Genomic DNA, 24,656 nt, shown 5'->3' on the forward strand with positions numbered 1-24,656 from the left:
GAGTACTCACTCAGTTACCTTTGAGGGCGTGAGCCCACGAGCGACCCCACTGCCCCCCGAGGAACGGCGCGCTGCCATCCTCGCGGCCGCGATGCCGTTGCTGGAGGAGTTCGGCACCGAGGTCAGCACCAAGCAGATCGCCGAGGCGGCGGGGATCGCCGAAGGGACGATCTTCCGTGCGTTCGGCAGCAAGGACGCGCTGATCGAGGCCGCGATGGCGACCGTGTTCGACCCCTCGGACCTGATCCGGGCGCTCGAGCAGGTCGATCGCACCTTGCCGCTGCGGGAGCGGACCGTCGTCGCGGTCGAGATCAGCCAGAAGCGGTTACGCCGGGTGTTCAAACTGCTGTTCGCGCTGCGGGTCCGCCGACCGCCTGAGTTCAAGCACTCGACACCGATGGACGAGGCCCGGCGCAAACATCAGAACGACCTGGCCAATGCCGCGTTCGCCGATCTGCTGCGGCCGGACGCCGACCAGCTCCGGGTTCCTCCGGAGGATGTCGTCCGGATGATCGGCATGCTCACCTTCTCGGCCACCCACCCAATGATTTCCGGCGGCCACGTGCTGACCGCCGAAGAGATCGTCGACTTCGCCTTCGACGGTCTCCGCAAGCACCACACCGGTCAGCCACCGGCCTCCGAGGACATCGTCGGGTTCGCGCTCGACGGTGCCCGCCATCACGACTCTGGGGATGATTGATGTTACTTCGCGTCTTGCGTACGCACCTGCGTCCGTACGCGGGAAACCTGCTCCTGGTGGTCGTCCTGCAACTGGTCGGGACGATTGCCTCCCTCTACCTACCCAGCCTGAACGCCGACATCATCGACAACGGTGTGGCCAAGGGTGACACCGGCTACATCATGGACACCGGCGGCTGGATGCTCGCGGTCAGCCTGGTGCAGATCGCCTGCACGATCACCGCGGTGTACTTCGGGGCGAAGACGGCCGCCCTGTTCGGACGCGACGTACGCGCCGCCGTGTTCCACCGGGTCGGCGAGTTCTCCGCCCGGGAGGTGAACCAGTTCGGTGCGCCGACGCTGATCTCCCGCAGCACGAACGACGTGACCCAGATCCAGATGCTGGTCGTCACCACCTGCACGATGCTGGTCGCCGCGCCGATCACGATGGTCGGCGGCGTCATCATGGCGGTCCGTGAGGACGTCGGCCTGTCCTGGCTGGTCGCGGTCGCCGTACCGCTGCTGGCCGGCTGTGTCGGCTTCATCGCCAGCCGGATGGTGCCGCAGTTCCGGAAGATGCAGAAGAACATCGACGGCGTGAACCGGGTGCTGCGCGAGCAGATCGCCGGGATCCGGGTGGTCCGGGCGTTCGTCCGCGAACCGCACGAGGTCGAGCGGTTCGGCGAGGCCAACGCGAACCTGACCGACACCGCGATCCGGGCCGGCCGGCTGATGGCGCTGGTGTTCCCGACGGTGATGCTGATCCTGAACGTGTCGAGTGTCGCGGTGCTGTGGTTCGGCGCCTCCCGGATCGAGAACGGGACGATGGAGGTCGGCGCGCTGACCGCGTTCCTGAGCTACCTGATCCAGATCTTGTTCTCGGTGATGATGGGCGTGTTCGTGATGATCATGGTGCCCCGGGCCTCGGTCTGCGCGGACCGGATCGCCGAGGTGCTGGACACCGACTCGTCCGTGCGGCCGCCGGTCACGCCGATCCGTAGCTTCACCGGTCGCGGCCAACTCGTGTTCGAACACGCCTCCTTCAAGTACCCGGGTGCCGCCGAGCCGGTGCTGCAGGACATCAGCTTCGTCGCGTCGCCGGGCCAGACGACCGCGATCATCGGCAGCACCGGTGCGGGCAAGACCACCCTGTTGTCGCTCGTGCCGCGATTGATCGACGCGACCGAGGGGCGGGTGCTCGTCGACGGTATCGACGTACGGGAGATCGCGCCCGAGGCGCTGTGGGAGCGGATCGGTCTGGTGCCGCAGCGTCCGTACCTGTTCTCCGGGACGGTCGCCAGCAACCTGCGGTACGGGAACCCGGACGCGACCGACGAGGAGCTCTGGGAGGCGCTGGAGATTGCCCAGGGCAAGGACTTCGTCGAGGCCATGCCGGAAGGGCTGAACGCGCCGATCGCGCAGGGCGGCACGAACGTGTCCGGCGGTCAGCGGCAAAGGCTCGCGATCGCGCGGGCGCTGGTCCGGAAGCCGGAGATCTTCCTGTTCGACGACTCGTTCTCGGCCCTCGACCTGGCGACGGACGCCCGGCTGCGGGCGGCGCTGCGCCCGGTCACCCGGGAGGCGTGCGTGGTCGTCGTCGCCCAGCGGGTCTCGACGATCATCGACGCCGACCAGATCGTGGTGATCGAGGACGGCGCGATCGTCGGCAAGGGCACCCATCAGGAGTTGCTCGACACGTGTCCGACGTACGTCGAGATCGTCGAGTCCCAGCGTTCCGCGGAGGAGGCGGCATGAGCGAGTCCCAAGAGCCTGCTGCGGACGGCCAGGCGGAAAGCAAGACTGTCAAGGCGACTGAGCGACCCACCACCGGGCGCGCGTTCGGGCCTCCGGGAGGTATTCCGGGGGACAAGTCGATGAACTTCCTGCCCTCGGCGAAGCGGCTGCTCAGGCGGCTGCGTCCGCACCGGGTGCAGGTTTCGGGTGTGGTCCTGCTCGCGATCTTCAGCGTCGGCCTGTCGGTGCTCGGCCCGAAGGTCCTCGGTCGCGCGACCGACATCATCTTCTCCGGCGCGATCGGCAAGAGGTTCCCGCGCGGCGTGACCAAGGAGCAGGTCATCGAGCAGACCCGCGCGTCCGGCAACGGCCGGCTGGCGGACCTGCTGCAGGGGATCGACCTGATCCCCGGTGTCGGCATCGACACCGATGCCCTGCGCAACGTCCTGCTGCTGGCGCTGGCGTTGTACGCCGGCGCGTTCTTCCTGTCCTGGGCGCAGGGTTACATCCTGAACGGCGTCGTACAGCGGACCATTCTCGACCTGCGGTCCGAGGTCGAGGAGAAGCTGAACAAGCTGCCGTTGAGCTACTTCGACGGCGCGCCGCGCGGTGAGCTGCTCAGCCGGGTGACCAACGACATCGACAACATCTCGACCAGCCTGCAGCAGACGCTGAGCCAGTTGCTCACCTCGCTGCTGACGGTGATCGGGGTGGTCACGATGATGTTCGTGATCTCGCCGCTGCTGGCGCTGATCGCGCTCGTCACGATCCCGATCTCGATGGTGCTGACCGCGGCGATCGCCAAGCGGTCGCAGGTACGGTTCGTCGCGCAATGGCGGCATACCGGCGCCTTGAACGGTCAGATCGAGGAGGCGTTCACCGGGCACGAGCTGGTGAAGGTCTTCGGCCGGCAGAAGGAGATCGAGGCGAGCTTCGCGGAGAAGAACGAGGAGCTGTACAAGGCCGCGTTCGGGGCGCAGTTCATCTCCGGTCTGATCATGCCGTTGATGATGTTCATCGGGAACGTGAACTACGTGGTGATCGCGGTCGTCGGCGGTCTGCGGGTCGCCTCCGGCACGATGTCGCTGGGTGACGTCCAGGCGTTCATCCAGTACTCGCGGCAGTTCACCCAGCCGCTGACCCAGGTGGCCTCGATGGCGAACCTGCTGCAGTCCGGTGTGGCGTCGGCGGAACGGGTGTTCGAGGTGCTGGACGCCAAGGAGCAGGTGCCGGACGACGCGACGCCGCAGAAGGTCACGGACTCGCGGGGCCGGGTCGAGTTCGAGCACGTGTCGTTCTCGTACAAGCCGGACGAGCCGCTGATCACCGACCTGAGCCTGGTCGCCGAACCCGGCCAGACGGTCGCGATCGTCGGACCGACCGGTGCCGGGAAGACCACGCTGGTCAACCTGATCATGCGGTTCTACGAGCTCAACAGCGGCCGGATCACCCTCGACGGCGTCGACATCACCGAGCTGACCCGGCACGACCTGCGCTCGCGGATCGGCATGGTGCTGCAGGACACGTGGCTGTTCGGCGGCACGATCCGGGACAACCTCCTCTACGGCAACCTGAAGGCCACCGAGGAGGACATGCTGGCGGCAGCGAAGGCGACGTACGTCGATCGCTTCGTGCACAGCCTGCCGGACGGGTACGACACGGTCATCGACGAGGAAGGCAGCAACGTCAGCGCCGGTGAGAAGCAGCTGCTCACCATCGCCCGCGCGTTCCTCGCCGACCCGCAGTTGCTGATCCTCGACGAGGCGACCAGTTCGGTCGACACCCGCACAGAGGTCCTGGTGCAGCGCGCCATGGCCGCCCTGCGCTCCGACCGCACCAGCTTCGTCATCGCCCACCGCCTGTCCACCATCCGCGACGCCGACCTGATCCTCGTCATGGAGAACGGCGCCATCGTAGAACAGGGCAACCACACCGAACTCCTGGCCGAGAACGGCGCCTACGCCCGCCTCTACAACGCCCAGTTCAGCGGCGCAGTAGTAGACATCGACGAAGAAGCCGCCGCCATCGCCGCACCGGTAGCCACCCCGGCCGGCCGCCCAATGGCCCGCTGACCGAAAGGACGGGGACGCACCACAGCGTCCCCGTCCTGCACGCCCTGTGGATAACTTCCGCGGGGTTTGCGCCGACTGTGGCGTACTTGAAGCATGGCGAGTGACGCAGACTCGGTGCGGCGACGTGGCAACCATTGGGCGCAGGTGACCGCATCGAGGCTGGGCCTCACCGATCCGGCCCACCTGGCCACCTTGCGGGACGCCTACCTTGTCGCGTACCAGTTCCCGGCGCCGTTGATGGTCCGGGTGGCCGACAACATGCTGGCCGATCTTCGGGCGGATGTGGGGTCTCGTCGTACCGACCGGATCCTCGCCCTGGGCCGTGACGGGCACCACCTGGCGTTCGCGATGAGAATGCTCGACGGCGACTTCTTCCAGCAGAACTGCTCCAACCTGGTGGTGTCGCGGGCGCTGGTCGAGAACGCACTGCAGGATCTCGAGAACCACCAAGGGATGCGGTTCCCGCAGCTCGACGGATTCCGGCGGGTCGCGTCACGCGTGGATCCGGCGGACACAGTCGGTGGTCTCCTGGTGTTGACGGAGTACCTGCAGATGCGTCAGGTGCCGGTCGGTCGGCCGGGGAGCAGGGTGAGCGTGTTCGACACGAGCTTCAAGGGCACGGTGCAAGAGCTCCTGTCTGCTGTGTATCCGGAGACAACCTTCACCGGGCGGTACGCGTTCCACGGCGAGTCGCCGTACGATCCGCATCCGGGGAGCAAGAAGGGGTATGAAGTACACCTGTCGGCTTCGGAAGGACGGGGCGGCCTGCCGCTCTACGAGCTGCCGCCGGATGTGTCCAAGACGTTCGCGCATCAGCTCGCGCTCAACAGTATCGAGGAGCTCCTGGACGGACCGATGTCCAGTCCGGTCCGAATCGGCTCCGCCGGTCCCGAACAGACCGGTCAGCGCCATCACCCGGAGCTTCTGGACGGACTGAGCCGCGGCCGGATCTCCCCGCGGTTGCAGCGCCTTTCGGTGCGTGAAGGTGTCAAGGTGATGAACCTCCAAGCGGTTGCCGACCTCGCCGGAGATGTGGCGAGGGTGCGCGATGCCGGAGGCAACTACCGTCGTTGGCTGGACGACTGGGCACACAGGTACCGGATGGAGATTCGCGCCTGGATCAGCGGCGGATCGACCGATCCACGACTGGCGGAGCTTCTCGACTCGTTCGTGCACCGTGCCGACAAGAAGCAGGCCGAGTTGCTGCAGAAGACTCTCGACCGGGCGCAAGTTCCTGAGGCCGCGCGTCAGTCGATCTGGACGGCGTACGAGCGATGTGGCAGCGACGGGGACAAGAAGGTCTTCGTAGAGAATGTTCTGAACTCGACTCGGGCAAGCGGAGGTTGTGATGGGCGGCGGGAAGGAAAGAGACCCGGAGGCCGACTGGATGGCCCTCGCAGGGACGACCGCGAGCTTTGAGGGGTTCGAGGAGATGGCGGACGCGATGATTCGGGACGGGCCTCCGCCACGGGTTGGCGTGCCGGCGATTGCCACAGCGCCGATGATCATCGACACCGATCTGGGTGGGGATCCGGACGACGCGGTGGCGTTGGTGGTGGCGGCCCGGCGGGTGCCCGAGCTGCGGTTGGTGGTGACCAGCGACGAGTACGGTGGTGAGCGGGCTCGGCTCGTGCGGTATCTGCTGGATCTCGTCGGACGGCCTGATGTACGCGTCGTGGCTGGGTCCGATCTGGGGAACAGCCGGATGTGGATCATGGATGGAGTCTGCCCGCCGGAGGTACCTCCTCAGGACGACGACGTGGTGGCGGTGGTCGACGAGATCTGCGCCGGGATCGAGGGGCGGATCCGATGGGTCGGCATGGGCCCGCTGTCGAATCTCGCTCGGCTGCGACGCGAGGAGCCGTTGCTGCTGCCGCGGTTTGCCGTCACCCAGATGGGCGGGGCCATCACCTATCGCGACCCGTCGCGGGCCGAGCACAACTTCAGGGTGGATCCCGCGGCGGCGATCCGGATGCTGCCCGAGCTCGGCCTCTGGAACCCGAGGTTCGTGGTGTCGGACGTGACGTTCAACCCCGCGATGGAGATCACCCGAGAGTCCGCGCTCTACCAACGCTGGGGCCGCCCGGACGCGCGACCGTGGGAGCGGGTACTGCGCGAGCACTTCGACCGGTGGATGGTGAAGTACCCGGGGTCGATGCAGCACGACGCGCTGGCGCTGGCGGCGGCGATGCTCTGGCCGGGGGTGCGGTTCATCCGGGAACACGTTGCGCTCGACGAGCTTGCGCGCATGAGTCTGCACGCTGACGGCACCGAGATCGCGATGTCCGTGTCCGCCGACTACTCCGCGTTCATGTCCTGGCTGGCCGGCGCCCTGAGTTGATACCGGAGGAGGGCCGCCATCCCGGACTGGATGGCGGCCCTCAGTTCGTCAGTCCTGGGGCTGCACGAGGTGGGGGCGGAGGGCCAGTAGGGCGCCCAGCGTGGCGTAGCCGATCAGGAGGTGGAAGCCGCCGACCCAGCGGGCGACGCTGTCGCCGATGAGGACGGCGCACGGGACGGTGATGATCGCCCAGCTCTCGGCGACCAGCGGCCACCAGCGGAGTGCGCCGCGCCAGCGCCCGGCGACGGCGATCTTGATCGCGATCACCATCATGCCGAGCATGGACAGCGGCCAGCAGATGTCCATCGGGATCAGCCACGCGGCGTCCTGCAGATTCGACGGCAGTACGCCGTGCAGGAGCGACCAGACACTGGCGATGCCGAGGATCACCGCCTCCACCTTCAGCAGGACCGTGGACGGTCCGGTTGCGCGGGTCCTGAACTGCACAGCCAGCAGGCAGAACACCCCGAGCTGGAACGCGAGGCCGGTCAGGTCCCCGATCCGCTCGGGCACCCCCTCGTTGACCGTGCTGAACGCGAAGATGCTCGCCGCCCAGGCCAGCGTGCCGGCGGTCAGCCCGAGTCCCAGTCGCCGGATCGTGCCCTCCGCCAGGCCGGTCGCGGCCCTGAGCGTCGGTGGTACGTCGGTGCGGGCCCTGGCAGGTGTGGTTGTCATTTCGGTTCCTCCCCCTGAGGTTTGTCTTGGCACCGAGTCTTCGCGGCACACCGACCCGGGCGGCAGGGTCTGGCGTCCCGGGCGATGTCCCGACTCGAGAAGGGACAACTGACCCGCGACGGCGGGACACACTCTGGGTGACAATGCATCGGTGGGGGAGGAGACACGGAGGGGATGGGGGCCGGCTGCACTCGGTGCGGCCGCGCTCCTGCTGACTGCGGCCACGATCGTTCTCGACCTCCGCAACGGCACGAACGCACCGGCCGACGCACAGCTGGACGAAGGATGGACGTCGGCTCTGTCCGGCCTCGCACAGGTCGTACCGGGTGTACTTCTCCTGCATCGCCTTCCGCGGCACCCGATCGCGTGGATCCTGACCGGATCCGGTCTGTTGTGGGTGGTCGACGGGCTCGCCTCGAGCTGGGCGACGTACTCGATCTACACGTCTCCGGGACTGCCTGGCGGGTCGGCGGCGTACTGGTTCTACTCCCGCTTCGGCGCGTTCCTGCTGCTCGGGCTGCCACTGCTCATCTTGCTCTTCCCGGACGGGAAGCTGGTTACGGCGAGAGTATGGCGCTGGCTCTCGATCGTCAGCCTTGCGCTGACTCTGCTCCTCCCAGTTCTCCTGCTCGTCGCGCCCATGGACGTGATGCAGCGCTACCACAGCGCCGAGCTGCCGCCGGAGATCACCAGGCTGGCGCTCGACCCGTTCAGCATCGATGCCCCGTACGACGTCTGGGCGGGACTGCTCCGGGTTGCGTACGCGGGCGTGATCGTCAGCCTGGTCGTGCCGTTCGCCGTCGCCGTTCACCGCTACCGCGCGGCCACGCGGGAGAGCAGAGCGCAGCTCCGGTGGCTGATGTGGGCCGCTCTGGTGGACATGATCGTCCTGATCGTTCCGTTCGAGAATCCGCCCGCGGTCCCGGCGATCATGTTCGGCCTGGCGATCGCGGTCACGTCGGCGGCCATCGTCGTCGCGGTCGCCAAACACCGCCTGTACGACATCGATCGGTTGCTCTCGGCCACCTTCCTGTACGGCGTACTCGCGGTGCTCGTGGTCGGCATCGACCTCGCCGTGTTCGCGATCGCCGGCGGGATGCTCGGCGAGCGGGACGCCGCACTGGTCGCGATCGCCGTCGTCGCCGTGGTCTACGCGCCGCTGCGGAGCCGGCTCTGGCGGTGGGTACGGCGCCTGGTCCGCGGCTCCCGGGATGATCCGTACGCGACCATGTCGACCTTGGCCGAGCGGCTCGAGTCGGCCGCGGACCCGGATCAGCAACTCCACGCGGTCGCGCGCACGGTTGCCGACGCGTTCCGGCTGCCCTATGTGCGGGTGGAGATCGAGCGTTCCGGCGGCGGGCTGGCGATCGTCGAGCACGGACGCGCATCGGGTCCGACGCATGCGCTGCCGGTCGGCTACCGCGGTGAGCCGGTCGGCCGGCTGGTGTTCTGTCCGGGCGACGGGACGGCGTTGTCGGAGCGCGACCAGCGACTGCTGGGTGATCTCGTCCGGCAGGCGGCCGCGGCCGCCCGCGCGACCGAGCTGAGCACCGAACTGCAGCGGAGCCGCAGCCGGCTGGTCGCCGCTCGTGAGGAGGAACGGCGGCGGATCCGCCGGGACCTGCACGACGGTCTCGGCCCGAGCCTGGGCGCCGTGACGTTGCGCATCGAGACCGCCCGGAACCTCGCGAAGTCCGCCCCCGACGAGGCGGACCGGATCCTGGTCCAGGCGACGACCGAGATGGCCGCCGCGGTGGCCGACGTACGGCGGCTCGTCCACGACCTGCGACCGCCGGCCTTGGACGAGTTGGGTCTGGTGCGGGCGATCCAGCAACAAGCCGAGCCCTTCCGGCTCGCGGGACTCGCGGTGTCCGTCGACGCGGACCCGCTCGGAACGTTGCCGGCCGGCGTGGAGGTGGCGGCGTACCGGATCGCATCGGAGGCGCTGACGAACGTCGCCCGGCACGCCGCGGCATCCCGGTGCGATATCGCCCTCCGGCTGGACGAGGCGGCGCTGGAGTTGTCGGTGCAGGACGACGGGATCGGGATCGGCGAAGACGTCGCGGCGGGCGTGGGGATGTTGTCGGTACGGGAACGAGTTGCCGAACTCGGCGGAGTCTGTAGTGTCACGTGTCCACCGAGCGGCGGCACCGCCGTCCACGTGAGGTTGCCGCTGGACGCCGTACCGGAGGTTGCTCATGGATGAGCCAGTGCGCGTGCTGCTGGCCGACGATCATCCCGTCTACCGCGACGGGCTGGCCGCATTGCTCGGGTCGCTGGACGGTGTCGAGGTCGTCGGTACGGCGGCCGACGGGGTGGAGGCCGTGGACGGAGCGCGGGAGTTGCAGCCGGATGTCGTGGTGATGGACGTGCAGATGCCGCGGCTCGACGGGATCGAGGCGACGCGTGCGATCACCGCAGACAGTCCGCACATCGGCGTCGTCGTACTCACGATGGCCGAGGAGGACCAGACGCTGTTCGCCGCGATGCGGGCCGGCGCTCGTGGCTACCTGTTGAAAGGCGCGAGCCAGGGTGAGATCGTGCGTGCGATCACCGCGGTAGCCCAGGGCGAGGCGATCTTCGGTCCGGCGATCGCGCGCAGGGTGGCCGAATTCTTCGCGGCCGCGCCGGCCGCCACGCCCGGCAGCGCTTTTCCGCAGCTCACCTCGCGCGAGCACGAGATTCTCGCCCTGGTTGCTGCGGGCCGCTCGAACGCCCAGATCGCGAGCGAGCTCTACCTGTCTCCGAAGACGGTCCGGAACAATGTCTCGAACATCTTCACCAAGCTTCATGTCGCCGACCGGGCCGAAGCGATCATCCGGGCTCGCGACGCTGGCCTCGGTCGCTGAGTCGTCAGTCTGATCTGGACCGAGTACGGCGGGCGTAGGCGCGGGCGGCTCGGGTTCGGTCGCCGCAGCGGGTGGAGCACCAGTGGCGGCGGCCGTGGCGGATCAGGTAGCGGTTGCAGGGCGTGGACTCGCAAGCCGTGAGGGTTTCCGCTTCCTCGCTGGTGAGGAGGTCGGCTGCGCTGGCGGCGATGGTTGCCAGGGCGTGCTCGAGGATCTCGTTGGTGGGGCACGGAGTGGCTCGGTAGGGGCCGGTCTTGTCGTCCCAGCGGAGGAGTGCGGCGGTCGGGACACGGGTGAGGGCGTCGTTGACGGCGTCGAGCGCCGCGGGGAGCGCGGGCGCGCCGGTGACTCGGGCGGCGAAGAGTGAGCGGACGTGCTCGCGGAGGGCGCGGAGCTGGGTCGCGCACATCTCCTGTACGTCGGCGTTCTCGGGAGCGAGGCCGCGTGCGCTGAGCCAGTCGTTGACGGCCGGGGGACTGCCGAGCAGGTCGACGTACTGACCGCCGGGGAGCGCGATCGCAGTGTTGGCGAAGTCCAGCGCGAGCCACACGTCGGAGCCGGGAGCAGGCGGCAACGGCGCGACGGCATCAAGCTGGGCGGCGATCGGGTCCGGCATGTTTCTCATGGTACAGGTTGCGGATATCCGTGAGAACGATCTACCGTTCTCACGGATAATTCATTGCCTATCCGTGAGGAACTCATGAAGCTGACGGCGTTGCTGGTGTGCGTGTTCGGAGTAACCACGGGAGAGTTCGTGGTGGCCGGGATCCTGCCGGCGGTGGCGGGGGATCTGGGGGTGTCGATCCCGGCGGCCGGGTTGCTGGTCACGGCGTACGCGCTGGGCATGATCGTCGGCGGCCCGTTGCTGACGGCAATCACAGCCGGCCGGTCGCGCAAGCCGTTGGTGCTGGCTCTGCTGGCGGTCGCTGTCACAGGCAACCTGCTGTCCACGATCGCTCCCGATTACGGCGTGCTGTTCGCCGCGCGGATCGTGACGGCACTCGTCACGTCCACGTTCTTCGCGAACGCGATCGTGATCGCGACCACCTCAGCGCCTCTGGACAAGAAGGCGTCCACGGTCGCGAAGCTTGCCCTCGGCATGAATCTGGCGATGATCCTCGGCGCACCGCTCGGCACCTGGATCGGCGACGAGCTCGGCTGGCGGACGACGTTCGCCGCGATCACAGCCTGCTGCGCGGCCGGCCTGATCCTGGTCGCCCGGTTCATCCCCAATGATCAGCCCGGCGTACGCACCCGCGCGCTGCGCGAGTTCGCCGTCTTCCGCAACCGCGACCTGCTCCTCGCGATCGCCATCACTGCCGTCGCGAACATCGGCGCACTGATGGTGTTCACCTACCTCGCACCGCTGCTGACCGGCCCCGCGTCGTTCCCCGCGGGGGCCGTCGCCCCGATGCTGCTGGTGTACGGCGTCGGCGCGACGATCGGCAACCTGGTGGGCGGCCGCCTGGCTGACCGCGCCCTGCTGCCTTCGCAACTCGGTGCGCTAGCGCTGCTAGTTCTACTGCTCATCGCCCTCCGGCTGAGCCCAGCCGCGATCCTGACCGGTGTGCTCGTCTTCGCCCTCGGCGCCGTCGGATTCTCCGTGATCCCCGGTATGCAGGCCCGCGTCCTCACCACAGCCGCCGCGGCCCCGACGTTGGCTATCGCCGTCAACGCCTCGTCGTACCAGGTCGCGGCCGCTTTCGCAGGCTGGCTGGGCGGCCGGGTCATCGCCGGACCCGGCCTGCCCACGATCTACTTGGTCGCCGCGGCGACGACGGTCCTCGGGCTCGCGCTCACCGGGCTGGGGTTAGCGCGCGAGGCGACGTACAGCGAGCTCCGCCAGTAGGGCGGCGGCGTCGGGGAGGACCGAGTCGTCGAAGTTGGCCAGTGGGGAATGGTTGTCGGCGGCTGCGTCGGGGTCGGGGGAGGCGCAGGCGCTGAGGTTGAGGTAGACGCCCGGGACCTCCTGCAGGATGTAGGAGAAGTCCTCGGCGCCGCAGCGTGGATTCGGCCGTTCGCGGAAGCGGTCCGGGCCGAAGACGTCGACGATGGTGTCGCGGGCGAAGTCGAACTCCGCTTCGTCGTTGACCGTCACCGGATACCCGACCCGGTACTCCGCCTCGACCTGCAGCCCGTGCGCGGCCGCGAGCCCTTCGACGAGCTCGATCGACGCTTCCTGCACCTTCGCGCGGGCCACCTCGGAGAACGTCCGCACGGTCGCGTCGAAGAACGCGTCGTCCGGGATGATGTTCTCCTTGGTGCCGCCCGCGATCCGGCCGACGGTGAGCACCACCGGGTCGAACACGTCGAACTGCCGCGTGACCATCGTCTGCAACGCGGTCACGATCTCGCAGAGCACCGGAATCGGGTCCTTACCCCGGTACGGCGTGGAGCCGTGCGTACCCGCGCCGACGACGCGCACGGACAACTGGTCGGCCGCCGCCATGAACGATCCGGGCCTGCTGCTCCACATCCCCAACGGCTGCGAGGACGCCCCGACATGCAGCCCGTACGCCGCATCCGCCCGGCGGCCGGCCGCGTCGAGAACCCCTTCGCGGATCATGATCGGCGCGCCACCGGTCGTCTCCTCGCCCGGCTGGAACATGAACACCACGTCACCCGGCAGCTCGTCCCGCAGCGCGCACAGCACCTTCGCGGCGCCGACGAGCCCCGCGACGTGCAGGTCGTGACCGCAGGCGTGCATCATCCCCGGATGCAAGGACGCGAACGGTACGTCGGTCCGCTCAGTGACCGGCAGTGCGTCCATGTCGCCGCGCAACAGTACGACGGGACCTGGCCCGCCGCCGCCCCGCAGTACGGCGGTCACCGACGACAGCTCCTTGCCGAGCGTGATCTCCAGGGGCAGCCCTTCGAGCGCGTCCAGGACCAGCTGCTGCGTCTTCGGCAGGTCGAGGTCGTACTCCGGGACCTGGTGCAGCGCCCGGCGCAACGTGACGATCTCCTCGCGGAACAGCTCCGCCAGCTCGCGCGTCCGCACGCTTTCGGCGCTCACGCTTTCGGCCCGAGGTCGAGCGCCGCCATGACCCGTTGGGCGCTGCTGCCGAGCTCGAGCAGTTCGACGAGATCCAGCCAGCGCTCCGGGTCCTTGATCGTGCGCGGCAGCGTCGCGTCGTACGTCCCGACCGGCGCGTCCTTCGCCACCGCGACCACCTTGGGGGCGACGTCGAGGTAGTCGCTGTCCGCCAGGATCTTCTTCTTCACCCCGGGCGCCATCGGCGTGGTCGGGTCGGCGGCCGCGGCGCGGATCGCGTCCAGATCGCCGTACGCCGTGACCAGCGAGGCGGCCGTCTTCTCGCCGATACCCTTCACGCCGGGCAGCCCGTCGGACGCGTCACCACGCAGCGTCGCGAAGTCGGCGTACCGCTGCGCGGGGACCTCGTACTTCGCCAGCAGCGCCTTCTCGTCGTACACCTCGGCCCGGCCGACGCCGCGGGCGGCCGTGTAGACGACCCGGATGCCGCGGCTGTCGTCGATCAGCTGGAACAGGTCACGGTCCCCGGTGACGACGTCGACCGGCATCGTCGCCTGATGCGACAGCGTGCCGATCACGTCGTCCGCCTCGTGGTCGGGCGCCCCGACGACGGTGATCCCGATCGCCTCCAGGCAGGCCCGGATGTACGGCACCTGCACCTCCAGGCGGTCGGGCACGTCCTCGATCTGCTCGCCCTTCGGCGTCACGAACTCGACTCGCTGCGCCTTGTACGACGGGATCAGCGCGACCCGCCACGACGGCCGCCAGTTGTCGTCCCAGCAGGCGACCAGATGGGTCGGCTTGTGGTTCTCGGCCAGCCGGGCGATGAAGTCGAGCAGCCCCCGGATCGCGTTGGTCGGCGTACCGTCGGCAGCCTTCATCGTGTCCGGTACGCCGAAGAACGCACGAAAGTAGAGCGACGCGGTGTCGAGCAGCATCAAACGCTCGGGTCTGTCAGCCATGCCCAGATGCTTTCACAGCCCACCGACAGCCCGCGAGATCGCATGCGGCCGGGCCGGTCGCTCCAGTACTGTCTTGAGGATGGAGGACCTGGACCGCAAGATCGTCGGGCTGCTCGCTTCCGACGGCAGGATGAGCTTCACCGACCTGGGCAAGGCGACCGGCCTGTCCACGTCGGCCGTACACCAGCGGGTGAAGCGGCTCGAGCAGCGCGGGATCATCCAGGGGTACGCCGCTACCGTCGACCACACCGCGCTGGGTCTGCCGCTGACCGCGCTGATCTCGATCCGGCCGATCGATCCGTCGCAACCGGACGACTCGCCGGAGCGGCTCCGGGAGGTCCCGGAGATCGAGTCCTGCTACTCGGTCGCCGGCGACTCGAGCTACATCCTCGTGGTCAGGGTCGCCTCGCCAGGCGCGCTCGAGCACCTGCTGGCAGTGATCCGGGCACGCGCGAACGTCTCCACCACCACGACGATCGTCCTGAGCACGCCGTACGAACGTCGTCCACCGGCCCTGTGAAGGTTCTGCTCAGCGATCTGTTCAGCACGCTGGTCTCAGGCGGCGACGCCGAGCGGGACGTGGTCAACGCGCGGATGGGCGCGGTGCTCGGGGTCGATGCCGTGGCGTTCCAGCGGGCGTTCGACGCGTCGTCGTACGAGCGGTTCATCGGTGCGTACGGCGACCTGCCGAGCACACTGCGCGTGATCGTCGAACGGTGCGGCGGTACCCCGACCAACGAATAGGTGCAGGAGGCAACCGACCTGCGCCGGGCGCTCGCCCAACGGCTGCTCGGCCGGGCCCCTGTGGCGACGCTGGAGACGTTGGCCGCGTTCAAGGCGGCCGGCTGGCGGATCGGGCTCGTCAGCAACATCACCGCCGAAACCCAGGTCCAGTGGGCGGCCAGCCCGCTCGCCCAGTACTTCGACGCGACCGCCTTCTCCGCCGAGGTCGGCGCCGCCAAGCCCGAGCCCAGGATCTACGAGACCGCCTGTGCAGCCCTCGGCGCCGACCCCAGCGACTGCATCTACGTTGGCGACGGCAACGACAACGAACTGCCTGCCGCCGCCTCCCTCGGCATGCACGCGATCCGTACGACAGAACACGCGGACAGCGACCCGACCTGGCCCGGACCGACCATCAAAACCTTCGCCGACCTGAAGGCCCACCTGGTTCAGTAGCCACCGGCCTCGACGAGTTCGTCGGCGGTGGAGAGGATCCGGATCTTCGCCCCTTTGGGCGGAACGACAAGGGCGGCCTGATAGAGGGTCGTGCTGGTGATGGCGCTGTCGTACTTCGTGGTGGGTGGACTGAACGCGGAACCAGGGCTGCCCTGAGCCCAGTAGATTGAGAGGTTCGGGCCGACCTGAAGCTGGAACTCCTCAGTGAGTGAGAGGAACACCAACGCCTCGCCGGAGCTCGTCATGAAGGCGGTCGGTGTACCGCTGAGCCTGAACGTGTCGATGACCGCGCGATATGACTTCGGGTCCTTCAGCAACGATTTGGCGTCCGCGACGGTCCTGAGGATGCTGGTGACGTCAGCGGACGGCGCGAAGAGAGCGGCGTGCGACGACTTGGTGCCGGCGTTGAAGTATCCGGCCAGTGCCTTGCCCGCGGCTTCCGGTGAGGCTGCGAGCTTCTCGTTGTCCGCGGCGGTGACCGGACGCAAGCCCTTGAGGGGCGGGAGCTTGACCTTCTTCTCAGGCGTGACCTGATGGCTCACTAGCCAGGGCTCACCCGCCGACCTGCGCTCCCAGAGGTCGAGCACCTGGTAGTCCTTGTACGCCGACATGCCGGCCGAGGCCACGAACCGCATCGGGTACCCGCCGTACGACGGCACGCCGATGCTCGGCTTCACGTGAGTGGTCGGGTCGGCAATGCCCTTGCCGGCCTTGTCCAGCACCCTGTCTATGCGGTAGCAGGCCTGAGACAGGCGGCCCCGTCTCGACAGTCGCGATCAGCTTCTCGTCGCGGCGCTTGGCGGCGGCGTTGTTGACCTCGTCGTAGTGCTTGATCGCCGCTGCCGCGACCTGCTCGCTGATCGCGGGACGGGTCAGCACCGTCACCGTGTCCGCCGGCGGAACGGCCGAACACCCCGTCGTCAACCCGAACGCGATCCCCACGACGACAACTCGCTGAGCGGCCGCGATCCTGGAAGCCGGCTGCTGGACCGGCTGCGGTGGGGAAGTCGCGTTCTGCGCCGGGTGTGGCTTGCGGGGACCGCGGCGGAAAAGGACGAGGAGGATGCCTACGGCAAGGAGAATGATGCCGGCGGCGAAGACGCCCAGTGCGCTCGTGAACGCCTTCGGGATCTCGATGCCCAGGTCGACCTGTACGTCGGGAGCCGTCTTCCCGTCGGCGTTCATGATGACGACGTCGTACGGGCCGTCCTCGATGGGCCAGGCGATCGACTGTGTGCCGGTGCCGTTCGCCTTGGTGACCCACCAGTCGAGCGTGGCGGGTGCCGCGAGTGGACCCGCCGTGCCCTTCTCGTCCTCGGTCGACAGCGCGATCGGGAATTGCACCTGCACGAGCTTCGTGTGCGCGATGCCCTTCAGATAACTGCTGACGTCGAAGTCCCGAGCCACCCCGACGAACACCGGCTGGCTCTTGCTCGACCGTACGTCGACGTGCAGCACCGGACCGTGCCGGTTCAGCAGCTCCGGCGTCGAAGCGATCGCCAGTCCCTTGCTGCTCAGCGACTGCTCACCCGAATGCACCGTGTCGTCCGGCCCGATCAGCCAGAACGCGGCGACACCGCCGACCACAACAACAATCAGTCCGACCAGAGCCAGCAGTACGCCGACAATCCTGCGGATCACACGCAAGAGTTCTCCCGAGATCGCGGCATGCCCCAGACAAGCCCGACAACGCTCCGCGATGGTAGCGGTTGCCCAGCGCATCGAAGCCCTCACGCTCGGACAGTTGCATCAAGTTGCAATCCCGTCGGTGGCCACACCGGCCAACCCCAACCACGCCTCAAACCCGGAGGTTGCCCCCTCAACTGCAGCGTTGCCCACCGAGAAGCCGAGGGGGCAACCCACCACATCAGGGGGCAACCCGACGGATGCAGGAATCAGATGCCCGCTGCCGACGGAGCCCATCACAGCCTGAACTCCGGACCGAGGAGGATGACCCGCCGGATCCGGTACGCGCGCCTGCCCACTATGAGCCGGTGCGGCAACTCCGACCGTCGTCGACTCCTGAGGCGGAGTGCGTGACGGCCTGTTGGGAAACAAATGTGCACATGCCGACGATTTCTTTCCCATCAACGGGACTGACGGCCGGCCAACGCCCGTAACTGAACGGCATTGCGTTGATCCCCGCGCGTGCCAACTGACGTCCACGGAGGCAGGCTGAGTCTTCGGTGCCGCCCCCTGCGGTGGCACCGAAGACGGATCGGGTCAGTTGATGTCGAGGAGTTTTTGGGCCTCGGCGGTGGTGCGGGAGGCGGCGGCGCGGGCCTCGGCTTCGGCCAGGTGGTTGCCGGCGTGCTGGGACCACCAGTCCTGGCCCTCGACAGGCAGCGTGTCGATCGGGTCGTAGTACTCGTAGGTGCGGTTCAGCGCGTCAGGATCCTGCTGCTCGATGCCCGTGCGGTAGTTCTTCTTCCAGTACGAGATTCCGCGGACCTCGTCGTACTCGGACAGCTGGTGCACCCAGCGCTTCCCGACGTACGGGACGTCGCACACGATGCGCGGTGTCGCGAAGCCGGGGAGGTAGCCGAGGATCCCGTGCTGCAGGTGCTGCGCGTCGCGGACCGACACCCGCCAGTGCTCCGAGAACGGGATCATGTCGCACATGTAGAAGTAGTACGGCGTGATGTTCGCGCCGTCGAGCAACGCGAAGCACAGGTCGAGCAGCTGCGGGATCGAGTCGTTGACGCCGCGCATCAGGACGCCCTGGTTCCGCACGTCCCGCAGACCGGCCTCGAGCATCGCCTTCGACGCCTCGGCGACCAGTGGGGTCACGGACTGCGCCGCGTTGACGTGCGTGTGCATCGCGAGCATCACGCCGCGGTCCCGCGCGACGCCGGCGACGCGCGCGACGCCGGACCGGACGTCGTCGGACAGCCAGTGCTGCGGCATCCCCATCAGCGCCTTGGTGGCGAGCCGGATGTCGCGGATGTTCTCGATCTCGAGCAGGTTCATCAGGAACGCCTCGAGCCGCGGCCACGGCATGTTCGCCACATCGCCACCGGAGACGACGACGTCCCGGACTCCCGGCGTACGGCGCAGGTAGTCGAGCATGTCGTCGAGCCGGGTCTGCGGCTTGGCGACGAACTTGAGCTTGTCGATCACCGGCGTCGAGTTCCCGACCAGGTCCATCCGCGTGCAGTGCCCGCAGTACTGCGGGCACGTCGGCAGGACCTCCGCGAGGACCTTGGTCGGGTAGCGGTGGGTCAACCCCTCCGTGGCCCACATCTCGTGCTCGTGCAGCGAGTCCCGGGCCGCGTGCGGGTGCGACGGCCAGTCGGTACGGCGGTCGCTGAACACGGGCAGCATGTACCGGCGGACCGGGTCGGCGTAGAACGCCTCCGTGTAGTCAGCCGCACCGGAAGGAACGATGGTGTTCAGCATCTGCGGCGGCAGCAGCATCGACATGGTCGCGCGCTCGGCCTGGTCCCGGGTGAGGTCGTCGTACAGCCGGTCCTCGAGCAGGTCGCCCATCACCTCGCGCAGTTGCTTCACGTTCTTCACGCAGTGCGACCGCTGCCATTGCGCCGAGCGCCACTCCTCGGCCGTGACGTCCTTCCATCCGGGCAGCCGGGTCCAGTCCGGTTCGACCAGCTCGGCGCGCCGATAGAGGTACGGCTGGCCGTCGCCAGGCTCCGAACGAGCCAGCTCCGGGGTGATCAGGTCGGTCACAGGTCCTCCGCGGGGCTTCAGGGGTATTGCTGTCTCATGTGAGGATAGCGACAGAACGTCCTTCAGATCCAACAGTACGCCGCAAGAATTCCCGTCAGGACATGCTGTGAGTAGTATTTTGCCCGACCGCACAGAGGAGGATCCGTGTCATCCAGCCCGGTAGGACTGCACCGTGTACTCGCGCCGTCCGGCGTGTTGCCGCAGGCGGCGGAGAGACTCGACGCACGTCCCGGGATCTGGCCCGACGAGGTCCGCATCGCGGTCGAGCGGCTGAACCTGGACGCCGCGTCGTACCGCCAGCTCGCCGAAGCGCACGGCGGTGACGGTACGGCGATCCGCCACGCGGTCCTGGACATCGTCGAGACCCGCGGCAAGATGCAGAACCCGGTCACCGGCTCCGGCGGCATGCTGGTCGGCGTGGTCGACGAGGTCGGTCCCGACTCGCCCCTCGGTCTCGCGCCTGGCGACCGAGTGGCCACGCTGGTCTCGCTCACGCTGACCCCGCTGCAGATCACCGACGAACTGCGGGACTGGGACGGCAAGAGCGAGCAGGTACCGGCGCAGGGGCACGCGATCCTGTTCGCGCGGTCGATCGTCGCGAAGCTCCCCGACGACCTCAAGCCGGAGCTGTCGCTGGCCGTGATGGACGTCTGCGGCGCCCCGGCCCTGACCGCTCGCGTGGTGCGATCGTATGTCGACAAAGGCATAAAGCCTGTCGTGTCAGTAATTGGCGGCGCAGGTAAATCCGGTTCGTTGTCACTGGCTGCGGCCCGCGCCGCCGGGGCTGCTCGCACGATCGGTGTTGTGCCGGTGCAGCCCGAGCAGGATCGCCTGATCGAAGCCGGTCTGGCCGATGTCGTGACGCTGGCCGACGCCCGCGATCCGGTGGCGCTGGCCAAGGCGGTCGAGGACGCCGGGGGACCCGCGGACATCACGGTGGTGTGCGTCGACGTACCGGGGTGTGAGCACGGAGCAGTCCTGTCGACAGCGGCCGGCGGCACTGTGATCTTCTTCTCGATGGCGACCTCGTTCTCCGCGGCCGCGCTCGGCGCAGAAGGTCTCGCCGCGGACGTCACGATGCTCGTCGGCAACGGGTACGTGCCCGGGCATGCGGACTATGCGATGGAGCTGTTGCGGACCGAGCCGGGTGTCCGTGGTCTGTTCGAGAGCAGGCTGGCGGAGGATTAGGGCGTGCGCACACTTCTGACGAACGGTTCCGTCTACTCGCCTGCCGACCCCCACGCGACCGCTATCGCGTTCGACGACGGGGTGGTGACCTGGCTCGGTGACGACACGGGCGCGAGTTCGTACGCCGACGGCGCGGACGAGGTGATCGACCTCGACGGAAAGCTGGTGACACCTGCCTTCGTCGACGCCCACGTCCACACGGCTGGTGCGGGCGCGATGCTGACCGGTCTCGACCTCGCCGGTTCAACCTCGCTGACAGACGCTCTCGATCGCCTCGCGGCGTTCGCGGCGAACCTCCCCGAGGACGCGGTCATCGACAGCGCCGGCTGGGACGAGACCACCTGGCCGGAGGGCCGCCCGCCAACAACGGAGGAGCTCGACCGCGCAGCCGGCGGCCGCCGCGTCTACCTGTCCCGCATCGACGGCCACTCCGGCGTCATCTCATCGGCCCTCGTCCCGGTCGCGAAGGACCAAGAGGGGTACGACGAGACCGGCCGCGTGGAGCGCTCCGCGAATCACGCCGTACGGGATGCCATCGGTGACCTGATCGGACCGGACCAGCGACGGCAGGTCATCGAGGCCGCGCTCAAGGCCATGGCCGCCAAGGGAATCGGTGCGTTCCACGAGATGGCTGCGCCGCACATCGGGCCGCTGTGGGAGTTGCCGATCGTGCGTGAGACGGCCGAGCAGCTCGGCCTGGCCGCGACGCTGTACTGGGGTGAGCCAGGCGCCTTCGAGCACCTCGGCACCTACGGTCTCGCCGGTCTCGCCGGTGACCTGAACGCGGACGGCGCACTCGGTTCACGTACGGCGGCTTTGCGGGAGCCGTACGCCGATCGCGCCGACCACCGCGGCCACGCGTACCTGACGGCGGAGCAGATCGCCGAGCACGTGATCGCCTGCACCGAGCGGAACGTGCAGGCCGGGTTCCACTGCATCGGCGACCAGGCGCTCGACAACATCGCGCGCGGGTTCGAGCTCGCTGCCGAGAAGGTCGGCGTACAGGCGCTCGTCGCGGCGCGGCACCGGCTCGAGCACGTCGAAATGGTCGACGAGGCAACGATCGCGACGCTCGCGCGCTGCGGCGTGGTGGCGAGTGTGCAGCCGATGTTCGACAGCCAGTGGGGCGGTCCGGACGGCATGTACGCCGAGCGCGTCGGCGACCGCTGGCAGGGCATGAACCCGTTCGGTTCGCTGGCCCGTGCCGGCGTCGTACTCGCGTTCGGCTCGGATGCGCCCGTGACCGAGCTTGGTGGTTGGGAGGCCGTTCGGGCGGCCGCGTTCCACCACGAGCAGTCGGAGCGGATCACTGTCCGGGCGGCGTTCCAGGCGCATACGCGCGGCGGCTGGCGGGCAGCCGGGATCGATGACGCCGGAGTGCTTGCGCCCAGCACGGCCGCGACGTACGCGATCTGGCAGAGCGATGCCGACCTCGTCGTACAGACGCCGGACACGCGTGTCGCCGCGTGGTCGACGGACCCGCGGGCCGGCGTACCGGTGCTGCCGGATCTGAGCCAGGGAACACCTACCTGCCTGCGAACCGTCGTCGGTGGTCGTGTGGTCCATGAAGCCGAGGGATGGTCGCAATGAACAAGAAGCTGGACCTCGATCCAGTCACCGTCCGGAAGGCGCGCAGCCTCGCGCGCAAGGCCGGGAAGCCGATCGTCAACCTCGCTCGGCAGCACACCACGGTGTCGGTCGAGCGAGCTGTACTGCGGCTCGCCGGGCTGACCGGTGCCGACACCGAAGGCATCCCGTGGGTGAACCGGCTCGCCGACACCGTGCGTGCGGACGTCGGCCTCGAGCACGGTCTCGCGCTGCCGGTGTGGGACGCGCTGCTGCGTGGTGAGGCCGAGGACCTGGCGGTGCTGGCGCAGAAAGCCGCATCGGGTTCCGTCACGTTCCGGATGCCCGAGGGGCGCGACGGTGTCCGGGCTCGGTCCGCCGCGCGCAAGGCCGCAACTGCCGGGATGAAGCGGATCGACGGGCGGCGGCGGGAGCGGGACCGGCTGATCAAGCGGCACGGCGACCCCGAGCAGCGGCCGTGGATCTACCTGATCGTTGCCACCGGCGACATCTACGAGGACATCCCGCAGGCGCAGGCGGCCGCGCGGGAAGGCGCCGACATCATCGCGGTGATCCGGTCGACGGGGCAGTCGCTGCTCGACTACGTGCCGGAGGGCCCGACTCGCGAGGGGTTCGCCGGCACGTACGCGACGCAGGAGAACTTCCGGCTGATGCGTGCCGCCCTGGACGAGTCGTCCAAGGAGCTCGGCCGCTACGTGCGCCTCACGAACTACGCGTCCGGTCTGTGCATGCCGGAGATCGCGACGCTGGCCGGGCTCGAGCGGCTCGACATGATGCTGAACGACTCGATGTACGGGATCCTCTTCCGCGACATCAACCCGATCCGGACGTTCGTCGACCAGCGGTTCAGCCGCCAGATCCACGCCCGCGCCGGGATCATCATCAACACCGGCGAGGACAACTACCTGACCACCGCGGACGCGGTCGAGGCCGCGCACACCGTGACGGTCTCGCAGCTCCTGAACGAGTACTTCGCCAAGGAGGCCGGGCTCGAGGACTGGCAGCTGGGTCTCGGGCACGCGTTCGAGATCAACCCTGACATCCCGGACTCGTTCCGGCTCGAGCTCGCGCACGCGATGCTGGCGCGGCAGCTGTTCCCGAACGCGCCGCTGAAGTGGATGCCGCCGACCCGGCACATGACCGGTGACGTGTTCCGCGGGTACCTGCTGGACGGGTTCTTCAACCTGGCCGGCGCGATGACCGGACAGGGCATCCTGCTGGTCGGCATGATGACCGAGGCCGTCGTGACGCCGTGGATCTCGGACCGCGACCTGGCACTGCAGAACGTCCGCTACGTCTTGGGTGCCGCGGGCAACCTTCATGAGGACTTCCGGCCGGAGCCGAACGGGTTCATCGCGTCCCGGGCCCGCCAGGTGCTCGGCGAGTCGGTCGAGCTGCTGGACCGGATCGTCGACGACGGCCTGCTGAACGCGATCGGCGACGGCACCTTCGGCCTGATGAAACGTCCGCAGGACGCCGGTCGCGGGCTGGACGGGGTCGCGCGCAAGTCGCCGGCGTACTACAACCCGGCGATCGAGCTGTTGGAGGAGGGCCAGTGAGCATCATCCGGCCGTACGGCGACACCACGGGCGACGGGATGGTGCAGCTGTCGTTCACGTTGCCCGTCCCGCACGACAAACGCGCCGAGGGTGCGGCGGTCCAGCTGGCCAACAAGATGGGCATGGACCCGGCCCTGGTCGTGCACTCGAAGCCGATCGGCCCGGACTTCACGTTCTTCGTGGTCTACGGTCCTGTGAACCACCTGGTGGACACGTCGAAGGTCGAGGTCATCGAGCGCGACTACCCGCTGCTGTCGCCGAAGGAGGTCAACCTCGCGATCCGCAAGGGGCTGCGCCGCCGGCTGACCGTGGTCGGCGCGTGCATCGGCACCGACGCGCACACGGTCGGGATCGACGCGATCCTCAACATCAAGGGATTCGCGGGGGAGAAGGGCCTGGAGTACTACCGCGAGGTGAAGGTCGTGAACCTCGGCGCGCAGGTCGCCGTACCCGAGCTGGTCCGGCGCGCCAAGGCCGACAAGGCCGACGCGATCCTGGTGTCGCAGGTGGTGACGCAGCGCGAGGCGCACGTACTCAACACCAAGGAGATGTCCGCGGCGTTCCGGGAGGCGTACGCCGAGGACGCGCGCCCCGTACTTGTTGCCGGCGGCCCCCGTTTCACCGAGCAGATGGCCGGCGAGCTCGGCGTCGACCGGGTGTTCGGCCGGGGGACCACGCCGGGTGAAGTGGCCAGCTATCTCGTCGACGCGCTCGTGACTCGGCGTCATGCCTACAGGAAGACTGCATAAAGGTGTCAAAGGCAACCGTTGGACTGACCGTCACGCACCGGCGCTACGTCCCGTACAGCCACGCGCACTACGCCGGCAACCTGGTCGACGGCGCGTACGTGCTCGCGCTGTTCGGTGACGTCGCGACCGAGGTCTGCATCCAGGCGGACGATGACGAAGGCCTGTTCGCGTCGTACTCCGACGTGCAGTTCCTGCAGCCGCTGCGCGCGGGTGACGTGGTCGAGGTGCAGGCAACGATCAGCCGGGTCGGGAACCGCAGCCGTGACCTCGACTTCAGCGCGTACGTCGTGTGCCGCGGACGTCCCGACCGATCCGCGTCGGCGGCCGAGGTGCTCGCCGAGCCGCTGGAGATCACCCGCGCCAAGGGAACCGTCGTCGTACCGGTTGGGTGACGTTTGGTT

Annotated in this window: 22 protein-coding genes and 1 pseudogene; 16 read left to right on the forward strand and 7 right to left on the reverse strand. The window is 68.4% G+C overall.

All coding sequences use genetic code 11. From position 1 onward, the window contains the following. The first annotated feature begins 28 nt into the window (after positions 1-28). The 5 genes from EV137_RS01540 (at position 29) to EV137_RS01560 (ending at position 6,825) form a co-directional block, all read left to right on the forward strand. Positions 29-700, forward strand: coding sequence for a TetR/AcrR family transcriptional regulator (locus tag EV137_RS01540; RefSeq protein WP_238175023.1), 672 nt, complete (start codon positions 29-31; stop codon positions 698-700). Beyond that, positions 700-2,433, forward strand: coding sequence for an ABC transporter ATP-binding protein (locus tag EV137_RS01545; protein WP_134004690.1), 1,734 nt, complete (start codon positions 700-702; stop codon positions 2,431-2,433). Before EV137_RS01540 ends, EV137_RS01545 begins: the two co-directional genes overlap by 1 nt. Beyond that, positions 2,430-4,484 (forward strand): ABC transporter ATP-binding protein, encoded by a 2,055-nt coding sequence (locus tag EV137_RS01550; RefSeq protein ID WP_134125977.1) that lies wholly within the window; start codon positions 2,430-2,432, stop codon positions 4,482-4,484. Before EV137_RS01545 ends, EV137_RS01550 begins: the two co-directional genes overlap by 4 nt. 93 nt (positions 4,485-4,577) lie before the next feature. After that, the gene (locus EV137_RS01555; protein ID WP_134125979.1) at positions 4,578-5,903 is read left to right on the forward strand and encodes an ABC transporter permease; all 1,326 of its coding nucleotides are present in this window, start codon (positions 4,578-4,580) and stop codon (positions 5,901-5,903) included. Next, positions 5,872-6,825: a nucleoside hydrolase gene (locus tag EV137_RS01560; protein ID WP_166679749.1), complete on the forward strand. Its 954-nt coding sequence runs from the start codon at positions 5,872-5,874 to the stop codon at positions 6,823-6,825. Before EV137_RS01555 ends, EV137_RS01560 begins: the two co-directional genes overlap by 32 nt. A 48-nt stretch (positions 6,826-6,873) precedes the next feature. Here EV137_RS01560 and EV137_RS01565 read toward each other — a convergent pair whose 3' ends face one another. Further along, entirely contained in the window at positions 6,874-7,500 is a 627-nt protein-coding gene (locus EV137_RS01565) for a hypothetical protein (protein WP_134125983.1), read from the reverse strand. Positions 7,501-7,651: 151 nt separating this feature from the next. On the opposite strand from EV137_RS01565, the gene EV137_RS01570 reads away from it, so the two are divergent. Beyond that, the gene (locus EV137_RS01570; protein WP_134004680.1) at positions 7,652-9,706 is read left to right on the forward strand and encodes a sensor histidine kinase; all 2,055 of its coding nucleotides are present in this window, start codon (positions 7,652-7,654) and stop codon (positions 9,704-9,706) included. Beyond that, on the forward strand, positions 9,699-10,349 hold the full coding sequence (locus tag EV137_RS01575; protein WP_134125985.1) for a response regulator transcription factor: 651 nt from the start codon (positions 9,699-9,701) through the stop codon (positions 10,347-10,349). The genes EV137_RS01570 and EV137_RS01575 overlap by 8 nt, the downstream gene beginning before the upstream one ends. Before the next feature lie 4 nt (positions 10,350-10,353). On the opposite strand, the gene EV137_RS01580 is transcribed toward EV137_RS01575, so the two are convergent. Next, the gene (locus EV137_RS01580) at positions 10,354-10,965 is read right to left on the reverse strand and encodes a CGNR zinc finger domain-containing protein (protein ID WP_134125987.1); all 612 of its coding nucleotides are present in this window, start codon (positions 10,963-10,965) and stop codon (positions 10,354-10,356) included. Between the two features lie 84 nt (positions 10,966-11,049). Between EV137_RS01580 and EV137_RS01585 the strand changes: the two genes are divergently transcribed. Continuing rightward, a complete protein-coding gene (locus tag EV137_RS01585; protein WP_134125989.1) occupies positions 11,050-12,198 on the forward strand; it encodes an MFS transporter in 1,149 nt (382 codons plus the stop codon). On the opposite strand, the gene EV137_RS01590 is transcribed toward EV137_RS01585, so the two are convergent. Then, positions 12,160-13,365, reverse strand: coding sequence for a M20 metallopeptidase family protein (locus EV137_RS01590; RefSeq protein ID WP_238175024.1), 1,206 nt, complete (start codon positions 13,363-13,365; stop codon positions 12,160-12,162). The genes EV137_RS01585 and EV137_RS01590 overlap by 39 nt on opposite strands. Continuing rightward, the gene (locus EV137_RS01595; protein ID WP_134005927.1) at positions 13,362-14,282 is read right to left on the reverse strand and encodes a 5'-3' exonuclease; all 921 of its coding nucleotides are present in this window, start codon (positions 14,280-14,282) and stop codon (positions 13,362-13,364) included. The genes EV137_RS01590 and EV137_RS01595 overlap by 4 nt, the downstream gene beginning before the upstream one ends. Before the next feature lie 103 nt (positions 14,283-14,385). Between EV137_RS01595 and EV137_RS01600 the strand changes: the two genes are divergently transcribed. From EV137_RS01600 to EV137_RS01610, 3 genes are read left to right on the forward strand one after another with little or no spacing between them, the layout of a single operon-like run. Beyond that, positions 14,386-14,826 (forward strand): Lrp/AsnC family transcriptional regulator, encoded by a 441-nt coding sequence (locus EV137_RS01600; RefSeq protein ID WP_134125991.1) that lies wholly within the window; start codon positions 14,386-14,388, stop codon positions 14,824-14,826. Then, entirely contained in the window at positions 14,823-15,050 is a 228-nt protein-coding gene (locus EV137_RS01605) for a hypothetical protein (protein ID WP_134125993.1), read from the forward strand. The genes EV137_RS01600 and EV137_RS01605 overlap by 4 nt, the downstream gene beginning before the upstream one ends. Then, positions 15,051-15,485, forward strand: coding sequence for an HAD family hydrolase (locus tag EV137_RS01610; protein WP_134125995.1), 435 nt, complete (start codon positions 15,051-15,053; stop codon positions 15,483-15,485). Here the strand turns inward: EV137_RS01610 and EV137_RS40375 are convergent. The 3 genes and pseudogenes from EV137_RS40375 to EV137_RS01620 form a co-directional block, all read right to left on the reverse strand. Then, entirely contained in the window at positions 15,479-16,207 is a 729-nt protein-coding gene (locus tag EV137_RS40375) for a DUF8094 domain-containing protein (RefSeq protein WP_511194521.1), read from the reverse strand. The genes EV137_RS01610 and EV137_RS40375 overlap by 7 nt on opposite strands. A gap of 43 nt (positions 16,208-16,250) precedes the next feature. Then, positions 16,251-17,207, reverse strand: a pseudogene (locus EV137_RS01615) (hypothetical protein); the annotation flags it as partial. A gap of 501 nt (positions 17,208-17,708) precedes the next feature. Continuing rightward, positions 17,709-19,172 (reverse strand): KamA family radical SAM protein, encoded by a 1,464-nt coding sequence (locus EV137_RS01620; protein WP_134004665.1) that lies wholly within the window; start codon positions 19,170-19,172, stop codon positions 17,709-17,711. A 144-nt stretch (positions 19,173-19,316) separates the two neighbouring features. Here EV137_RS01620 and kdd point away from each other — a divergent pair, with 144 nt between their 5' ends. From kdd to kal, 5 genes are read left to right on the forward strand one after another with little or no spacing between them, the layout of a single operon-like run. Then, positions 19,317-20,360, forward strand: a complete 1,044-nt coding sequence (gene kdd, locus EV137_RS01625; RefSeq protein WP_134125999.1) for an L-erythro-3,5-diaminohexanoate dehydrogenase — start codon at positions 19,317-19,319, stop codon at positions 20,358-20,360. Between the two features lie 3 nt (positions 20,361-20,363). Then, positions 20,364-21,950 carry an amidohydrolase gene (locus EV137_RS01630; RefSeq protein ID WP_134126001.1) on the forward strand — a complete coding sequence of 529 codons (1,587 nt, stop codon included), beginning with the start codon at positions 20,364-20,366 and terminating at the stop codon, positions 21,948-21,950. Beyond that, positions 21,947-23,506: a lysine 5,6-aminomutase subunit alpha gene (kamD, locus tag EV137_RS01635; RefSeq protein WP_134126003.1), complete on the forward strand. Its 1,560-nt coding sequence runs from the start codon at positions 21,947-21,949 to the stop codon at positions 23,504-23,506. Before EV137_RS01630 ends, kamD begins: the two co-directional genes overlap by 4 nt. Beyond that, a complete protein-coding gene (kamE, locus tag EV137_RS01640; RefSeq protein ID WP_134126005.1) occupies positions 23,503-24,255 on the forward strand; it encodes a lysine 5,6-aminomutase subunit beta in 753 nt (250 codons plus the stop codon). The genes kamD and kamE overlap by 4 nt, the downstream gene beginning before the upstream one ends. 2 nt (positions 24,256-24,257) lie before the next feature. After that, a complete protein-coding gene (kal, locus tag EV137_RS01645; RefSeq protein ID WP_134126007.1) occupies positions 24,258-24,647 on the forward strand; it encodes a 3-aminobutyryl-CoA ammonia lyase in 390 nt (129 codons plus the stop codon). The last annotated feature ends 9 nt before the right edge of the window (positions 24,648-24,656 follow it).

Origin of the sequence: Kribbella pratensis (assembly GCF_004366075.1) — a bacterium.
In the GTDB taxonomy this organism is placed as follows: Bacteria; Actinomycetota; Actinomycetes; order Propionibacteriales; family Kribbellaceae; genus Kribbella; species Kribbella pratensis.